Origin of the sequence: Pseudohalioglobus lutimaris, assembly GCF_002866825.1 — a bacterium.
Lineage (GTDB): Bacteria > Pseudomonadota > Gammaproteobacteria > Pseudomonadales > Halieaceae > Halioglobus > Halioglobus lutimaris.
Genome location: NZ_PKUS01000008.1, coordinates 251,191 through 258,533 on the forward strand (window position 1 = coordinate 251,191; position 7,343 = coordinate 258,533).

The following is a 7,343-nucleotide window of genomic DNA, read 5'->3' on the forward strand; positions in this document are numbered from 1 at the left end:
GGCTAGAATTGATAGCGAAGACTTGCTACCGCACTGCGCTGGTCACCAGGGAAGCAATCTCCTCGCGCCAGGCAGGTAGCGAAGTAGTCTTTGTCTTCGATGTTGCGCACGTTTAACGCGGCATCCCAGTTACGCCATGTGTAGCCAAGCATTAAGTCGCCCAGTGTGTAGGAAGGTGTCTTTGTCTGGTCAAGGCCGCCCCAGGTTTCGCCGACATAGCGTATGCCGGCCCCTGCGCGAAAGCCTTCCCAGCTTCCAGTGGGGCGCCATGTTACCCAAGCGGAAGCCTGGTCTTCAGGAACGCTGTCGAAACGGTAGTCGTTGGCGGATTCTGTTTCCAGTTTGCTCCAGTTGAACTGTAGCTCAACGTCCCCAAGGCGGGCGATGCTCTCGAGTTCCAGTCCCCGCACCGTCGCCTTGCCTGATTGCTGCTCAAATTCCCCCGGGTTGTTTAGTGGATCTGGCAGGTTGCTTTGCTCCAGGTCGAACCACGCCAGGGTTACCAGCGCGGGAAAAGCATCAGGCTGATATTTGATGCCGATCTCGATTTGTTCGCCCTCCTGGGGGCGCAGGGGTGTGCCCGTGCCGTTGTCGCCAATGACGGGCTCGAAGGATTCAGCATAGCTGGCATAGGGGGCCAGCCCACTGTCAAACTGGTATAGAAGCCCGACGCTGCTGCTGATTTCGTCGTCTCTTTGTGTATTGCCTTCCGTGTCGCTCTCCGTGTCATCCCAGCGCAGGCCCAGGGTCAGGTGCCAGTTGCCCAGTGTCATATGGTCGCTGGCGTACACACCGGCATCCTTCACTGTGGTGCGCGGTCCCTTTGCGTACAGTGCGTTGAGTTGTTCCGCAGGAGGCACATTGCCATAGGTCGGATTGAACACGTTTATCCAGTATTGGTCGGCACCGGGGGGGTGGAGGTCGCCCGGAATAAACAGGTAACCAAGCGCATAAGCGTAATAACCATCGTCGCCGGTGGTGACGTCTTGATACTGGCCGCCCAACAATACCCGATGACTTATTGCGCCGGTGTCGAAGCTGGCCCGAAATCGGGCGTCGAACGCGAACTGTTCTGAGGTAGCGTCAGAACGATACCAGGACCGCGGTACGGTGCCGTCTTCGAACAGGCTGCCATCACTGTTGTAAACATAGCGATCGCCACCGATAAAGGCAGGCCAGGCCTGCTGATAGTCGGCACTTGCGTCGGTATAGCGTGAGGTGAGTTCCATGCTCCAGATGTCGTTAAAACGATGTGTCGCCAGGAGTGTCATTGCTGTAGTGGTTGCATCGTATTTGTTGAACGCAGGGTCACCGAGATAGGCGCTGCTGTCGATTCGCTTGCCATTAGCGGCCGGCTCCAGTGTGCCGGCAATGGGTAGAAACTGCGCCGCCGTATCGCTTTGAGTGTCGGTGTAGTTGATGAGCAGGGTGACATCTGTATCCGCGTCGGGTCGCCAGGTCACTGAAGGGGCGAGTACCATCGTTTTGTCCGTCACCTGATCAACCTGAGTGTCCGTATCTCGATAAACAGCGACCATGCGATAGAGAAAGTCGCCAGACGAACTCACCGCACCGGTGCTATCCAGCGCAAACTGCGTGTAGTCGAAAGTGCCGTATTCGGCCCTGATCTCGTGTTCGGTCTCTTCTTGAGGCCGTTTGCTGACCACATTGACCAGGCCGCCCGGGGAGCCTTGTCCGTAGAGTACGGAAGCGGGGCCCTTGAGAATCTCTACCTGCTCCAGGGTATACACATGAGGGCGGGTGTTGTTGTAGTTACCAAACAGCGACTGCAGGCTGTCCTGGTATTGGGGAACGTCAAGGCCGCGAACTCTGACCCAATCGCCCCTGGTGGCATAGCCGTAGGTTTCTCCAATCACCCCGGCGCTGTAGGTGAATGTGTCATCCAGAGTCAGGGCGCCGCGGTCTACTATCTGCTGCTCCGATACGATAGATACGGAGCGAGCGGCCTCCATTATCGGCGTATCCGACTTGAGTGCGGAAAATCGGGAGAGTGTGCTGTAAACCAAGACTTCCTCCAACTGCGTTTCCTCAGTGTTTGCATAGGCGTTTGCAACTGCGCAGATGGCAGCGATTGCGCCGGTGGTGAGTGTGATAGAACGTTTCATGCTTGCAGGTGACCTTATCGTGGGGTGCAGAAGATCGTGAATGATAATGATTAGTATTTGCATCGTCAACGCCCTGTCGGGTGTTGCAAATAGGAATAATTATCATTAAGGTGAAGACCCCATCAACGTAGGAGCGCGTTCCTGGCGATGAAAATGAAATTCCTGTGTGCCCACCACCACCGCTGCCGCTGGTTGGAGACTAACCCGACCGCGGCCCTGTCGCCTTGCCTGAACGCATACCAACAAGGGATGGACTTTGCTGAGGAGGATGACTTCGCCAGGGCGGCGAGCCAGCCCCGTACAGCACTAGCGCAGATCAAAATATAGTTTTAAACAGAGGAACCAACCGAGGACCGTGGCAATGAAGGAAGAACGAGTAGAGCTTTCGCTACCAGTGGATGTGCTATCGCGCCTATTGCGAGAGCGGGTGTTGGTGGCGAGCGATTTTCGCTGTCTCACGCGTGATGCCGATATGATCAGTAGAAAAGCCGTTAAAGCAAGCCTGATGGGTTGAAGGAGAAATGCGAAAGCTGTGCAGGCCTCCTGGTCCGATGCCTGGTCGTGATGTTCCAGCCGTGCCCCAGCAGGAAGAGTCAGCTCCCATTCAGCCTGCTTGGCGATGGTTCTCCGCGAAGCGTATGACCACCTCGCCGATGATCAGCGTCACTACCACACCGCCAACCACGGCCCATTCGAAGCCAGAGCCAGGCGTATATAGAAAGAGGAAGATCGACAGGGCGAGGATGGTCATGCATAAGCCCGCGGTCAGCACTGCTGCGTTGTTGCCGCCGGGTACCCGGTAGGGGCGGGGGTGGTCCGCATCCACGCGTCGCAGTTTGAGAAAGGTGAGTAACATACCCTGGTAGGGTAACAGGAATATCACCGCGCTGAACGCGAACAGCGACCAGAACAGGTCCTCGTTGGAGCCGGAAAGTAGTCCATAGAGCAGCAGGCACAGTGTGCTGACGATGCCCATCAGTACTGCGGCGCCCACTGGCGTGCCGCGTTCTTTGTCTTCCAGGGCAAAAATTTTTGGCAACTCACCCTCTACTGCCGCCTCAGCCGCTGCGCGGTTGCAGCCCAGTGCCCAGGTGACGCCATTGGAGAAGAAAGAGAACAGGGCGCCCAGCCCCAATACGACGACCAGTAGCTTACCTGCGGCGCTTTCACCAAAGAACAGGGTGAGCGTATCCACCAGACCCTCGACAAGATTGATATCACCAGCCGGGATTGCCGCCAGTACCGCCATGGTGCCGAGTATGTAGAGCAGGATAATCACCACCCCGGAAATAAAGATTGCCCGTGGTACGTCCCGAGCCGGGTCTTTCATCTCCTCACTGCCGGCACTGACCAGTTCGAAGCCGAGCATGCCGTAGATGATAGCGGGAATGTACTGGGCACTGCCGCTCCAGTCGGGGGTTAGTGACTCCACGGTGAGCGGATTGGCCATGCCGGCAGTCGACACATGGATGGCCGCGCCGATAATGATAGCGACGAATATTGCCACCTTGAGGATGGCACCAATATTGGGCACCCATTTACCGATGTCCAGAGTCACCACATTGACGGCTACGGCCACCCACGTCAGGCCTATGCCGATGGCGATCTGTCCGCCCATGGGCAGCTCAGGAAAAAACATCTGTGCAAAGACGCCGGCAAAGAGAATGTAGATGGCGGGAATCCACACCGCCGTATTCACCCAGTAGCACCATGTGGCACGGGAGGCCCAGCGCCCGCCGTAGCCATCCCGTATCCAGGCATAGATGCCGCCCTGTTCCGGGTAGGCGCAGCCCATCTCTGCGCAAATCATGGCGAAGGGGACAAAGAAAAAAACGCCGAGGATGATCCACCAGGAAATGCTGGAAGCGCCCACCGATGCCGCTGCGGTGAGGGTGTCTGCCAACAGGATAGCGGACACCGTAAACAGCACCATGTCCCGTAGTTTGAGTGTCTTTTTGTATTCGATAACGGTGGTCACAGTGCTCATGAGGTCTTGTTCCGACTTGTTTTATTATTAACTTGTCACTGGCTGACAAGGCGCGTCACGCCCGCGCAAGCGGGAACGCCGTCTTATAATACCCTGAATGCCATCGGCCCCTGCCTACCCGGGAATTTATGGATGCTCCTGCGCAGTCGCCTGCTATAAAAAACCCGGCGAGGCCGGGTTTGAGGTATGCAGATTAAATGCCGTAGTGTTTCGCCGTTGCGTCCAGGGCCTGAGACAGCATATCGACGAGTGCATCAATTTCCCCGGTGTTGCAGATCAGTGGCGGCGCCATGATCATCGCGTTCCCGGTCTGGCGTACCATCAGGCCAAGATTATTAGCCGTGTTACGACAGAATACGGCACCTGCAGATTCCGGTGCCAGCTTCTCGCGCGAAGTCTTGTCGCTGACCAGTTCAACCGCAGCGAACATGCCGCGACCGCGCACTTGTCCAACAATGGGATGAGCTTCCAGCTCCTTCAGGCGCGCCTGGAAGTGCGGTGCCACATTGTCGGCAGCGTTGGCGATAATATTGCTTTCGCGCAAAATCTTCAGCGTGGCCAGTCCTGCAGCAGTTGCTGCCGGGTGACCGGAGTAGGTCAGGCCATGAGAGAACTCGCCGCCATGATTGAGCAGTACGTCGGTGATTTTATCGCTGACCATCACGCCACCCAGCGGCTGGTAGCCGTTGGTCACTGCCTTGGCAAAGGTCATCAGGTCTGGCTTGATGCCATAGGTCTGAGATCCGAACCACTGGCCTGTGCGTCCAAAGCCACAGATTACCTCGTCAGCGATCAGCAGTATGTCGCGCTCGTCGCAGATACGCTGGACTTCAGGCCAGTAAGAGTCGGGCGGTATGATGACGCCGCCGGCACCCTGCACCGGCTCGGCGATGAAAGCTGCGACATTGCTCTCCCCCAGCTCATCAATTTTGTCTTCCAGCTGCCGGGCAACACGCAGGCCGAACGCATCCGGATCCTCGTCCGGGCCCACTTCAAACCAATGTGGTTGTTCGATGTGGTGGATGTAGTCCAGGCCATTGGTCTGTTCGTGCATGCCGCTCATGCCGCCCAGCGAAGCAGCGGCGATGGTGGAGCCGTGGTAAGCGTTCTTGCGGCTGATAATATGCTTCTTTTCCGGCCGTCCCTGTAATTGGTAGTAACGGCTCACCAGGCGCAGGTTGGTGTCGTTGGCCTCGGAGCCGGAGTTGGTGAAAAATACATGGTTGAAACGATCTTCGGTGACGTCCACCAGGGCCTTGGCCAGCTCGATAGCCGGTTGGTTGGAGCACTGAAAAAAGTTGTTGTAGTAGGGCAGCTGCTGCATCTGCTCGGTGACGGCATCAACAATGGACTGCTGGCTGTAGCCGAGGTTGCAGCACCACAGGCCGGACATGCCATCCAGCATTTTGTGGCCGTTGCTGTCGTAAATGTAAATGTGTTCCGCGCGGGAGAATATCCGGCCGCCATGCTGCGCATAATCCCTGAAATCCGTAAACGGATGCAGGTGATGAGACTGGTCCAGGCGTTGCAGATTGCCGTTGTTTGCTTGCATGTTCATTGACCTGCCTCCGTTTCAGAACACTGTGTAATGCGGTGGCTATACCCTGAAGTGGTATGGCCGGGATTTGCGCATCATTGTTAAATAGTGTGGCATACACGTTCGCACAATAAATTACCCCTAAAGTGGTGTTTGTATACCGCTGCGCCAGGAAGCCCACCTATGTCCCATATTGACGAACAACTGGATGCTTTTCTCGCCGGATATCCCGACATAGAGATCTTCGAGATTATGTTGAAAGATCTCTGCGGTGGCTTGCGCGGTAAGTGGGTCACCCGCGACAAGATCTACAAAGCGATGGCAGGGGGCTTGAAGATGCCCCTGTCCACCCTTGCTTTCGATGTATGGGGTCGCGACGGTGAGGAGTGGGTATTTGAGACCGGTGACGGTGATGGCTATTGTCGGCCGGATATTTCCACCCTGGTACCCACGCCCTGGGCTGGCCGCCCCAGTGGCCAGGTACTGATGTCCATGGCGCAGGTGGATGGCAGCCCCTGCAGTTATGATCCCAGGGTCATTATCACAGCGCTTGTGCAGCGCTTTTCCGCACTCGGCCTGACGCCCGTTGTGGCGACGGAGATGGAATTTCATCTGCTGCGTCAGGAGATGGACGGCGCCGGGCGGCCACAGCATACGCAGCACGATCGCATGGATGGCAGCCTGAATTCGGGGCAGACCTACAGTATCGACGTGATGCAGGAACAGGCGGAGTTGATGCATGCTATCCGTGACGTCTGTGCCGCGCAGAACCTGCCCGTTGATACGCTGGTCAAGGAGTCCGCACCCTCCCAGTACGAGATCAATCTTTATCACACAGACAATGCACTGCTGGCAGCTGACCAGGCAGTGATGCTGCAACGCGCCATCAAGGGTGTTGCCAGGCAGCACGGCTTTCTGGCGACATTCATGGCCAAGCCGTTTGCGGACATCGCCGGTAACGGTATGCATGTACACTGCAGCCTGCTCGACGGCGAGGGCAATAACGCATTTGATGATGGCACCGGCAATGGCACTCCACTGCTGCAGCACGCTGTCGGGGGGTGTCTTGCCACCATGGAAGAAAGCATGTTGTTGTTTGCGCCCAACCAGAACTCCTACCGCCGCTTCCAGCGTGGTACGCACGCGCCACTCGCCCCGACCTGGGGCTACGAGAACCGTACGGTGGCCGTGCGCATTCCGGCCGATGCGCCCGTGGCGACACGTATAGAGCACCGGGTGGCGGGTGCAGACGCCAATGCTTACCTGGTAATTGCCGGGATACTGGCCGGGATGCTGCACGGTATTGAAAGCCAGCTGACACCGCCATTGCCCCTGGAGGGCAACGCTTATGATCAGGTGCCGCCATCGCTGCCGCGCTACTGGGCAGACGCGCTGCAGGGCTTCGAAGCGTCAGAGCACATACGTGAGTACTTCGGAGCGGATTTCCAGAAAGTGTTTTCCATCCTGAAGCAACAAGAGCTCGATGAGTTCGACAGGCAGGTGACGCCCCTGGAGTATGACGCCTGCCTGTAGGGCGTGAAGCCCGCTTCGAGTAAGCGTATTTCCCAGGTATAAAAAGGCTCTTCGCAGATTAGCGGGGTTGCTTAGTTTATAGACACTTTCCAGCTGGGCGGCCACTGCAATCGTGGTATACCCCCGAGCGGTCGAACCCCTTTTGACTCCCTTTCGGGGG

The 7,343-nt window shown here is 57.1% G+C and carries 6 protein-coding genes; 3 read left to right on the forward strand and 3 right to left on the reverse strand.

Annotated features, from left to right (window positions below; translation table 11 throughout):
* Positions 1-2 precede the first annotated feature (2 nt).
* Complete coding sequence (locus C0039_RS09460; RefSeq protein ID WP_165787084.1) at positions 3-2,126, reverse strand: TonB-dependent siderophore receptor; 2,124 nt, start codon at positions 2,124-2,126, stop codon at positions 3-5.
* Between the two features lie 147 nt (positions 2,127-2,273).
* On the opposite strand from C0039_RS09460, the gene C0039_RS21065 reads away from it, so the two are divergent.
* Both C0039_RS21065 and C0039_RS21070 read left to right on the forward strand, forming a co-directional pair.
* Positions 2,274-2,453, forward strand: coding sequence for a hypothetical protein (locus C0039_RS21065; protein WP_165787085.1), 180 nt, complete (start codon positions 2,274-2,276; stop codon positions 2,451-2,453).
* A 34-nt stretch (positions 2,454-2,487) separates the two neighbouring features.
* Positions 2,488-2,640, forward strand: coding sequence for a hypothetical protein (locus tag C0039_RS21070; protein WP_157516118.1), 153 nt, complete (start codon positions 2,488-2,490; stop codon positions 2,638-2,640).
* A gap of 90 nt (positions 2,641-2,730) precedes the next feature.
* Here the strand turns inward: C0039_RS21070 and C0039_RS09465 are convergent, their stop codons facing one another.
* Together C0039_RS09465 and C0039_RS09470 are read right to left on the reverse strand one after the other, a co-directional pair.
* Positions 2,731-4,113, reverse strand: a complete 1,383-nt coding sequence (locus C0039_RS09465) for an APC family permease (RefSeq protein ID WP_076000045.1) — start codon at positions 4,111-4,113, stop codon at positions 2,731-2,733.
* A 193-nt stretch (positions 4,114-4,306) separates the two neighbouring features.
* Entirely contained in the window at positions 4,307-5,671 is a 1,365-nt protein-coding gene (locus C0039_RS09470; protein ID WP_101517927.1) for an aminotransferase, read from the reverse strand.
* Between the two features lie 162 nt (positions 5,672-5,833).
* On the opposite strand from C0039_RS09470, the gene C0039_RS09475 reads away from it, so the two are divergent.
* Positions 5,834-7,183: a glutamine synthetase family protein gene (locus tag C0039_RS09475; RefSeq protein WP_101517928.1), complete on the forward strand. Its 1,350-nt coding sequence runs from the start codon at positions 5,834-5,836 to the stop codon at positions 7,181-7,183.
* Positions 7,184-7,343 lie beyond the last annotated feature (160 nt).

Bases quoted from the DNA above. Each gene is read 5' to 3' on its own strand.
- C0039_RS09475 (WP_101517928.1), top strand. From the start codon at position 5,834: ATGTCCCATATTGACGAACAACTGGATGCTTTTCTCGCCGGATATCCC.
- C0039_RS21070 (WP_157516118.1), top strand. From the start codon at position 2,488: ATGAAGGAAGAACGAGTAGAGCTTTCGCTACCAGTGGATGTGCTATCG.
- C0039_RS21065 (WP_165787085.1), top strand. From the start codon at position 2,274: ATGAAAATGAAATTCCTGTGTGCCCACCACCACCGCTGCCGCTGGTTG.
- C0039_RS09460 (WP_165787084.1), bottom strand. From the start codon at position 2,126: ATGAAACGTTCTATCACACTCACCACCGGCGCAATCGCTGCCATCTGC.
- C0039_RS09465 (WP_076000045.1), bottom strand. From the start codon at position 4,113: ATGAGCACTGTGACCACCGTTATCGAATACAAAAAGACACTCAAACTA.
- C0039_RS09470 (WP_101517927.1), bottom strand. From the start codon at position 5,671: ATGAACATGCAAGCAAACAACGGCAATCTGCAACGCCTGGACCAGTCT.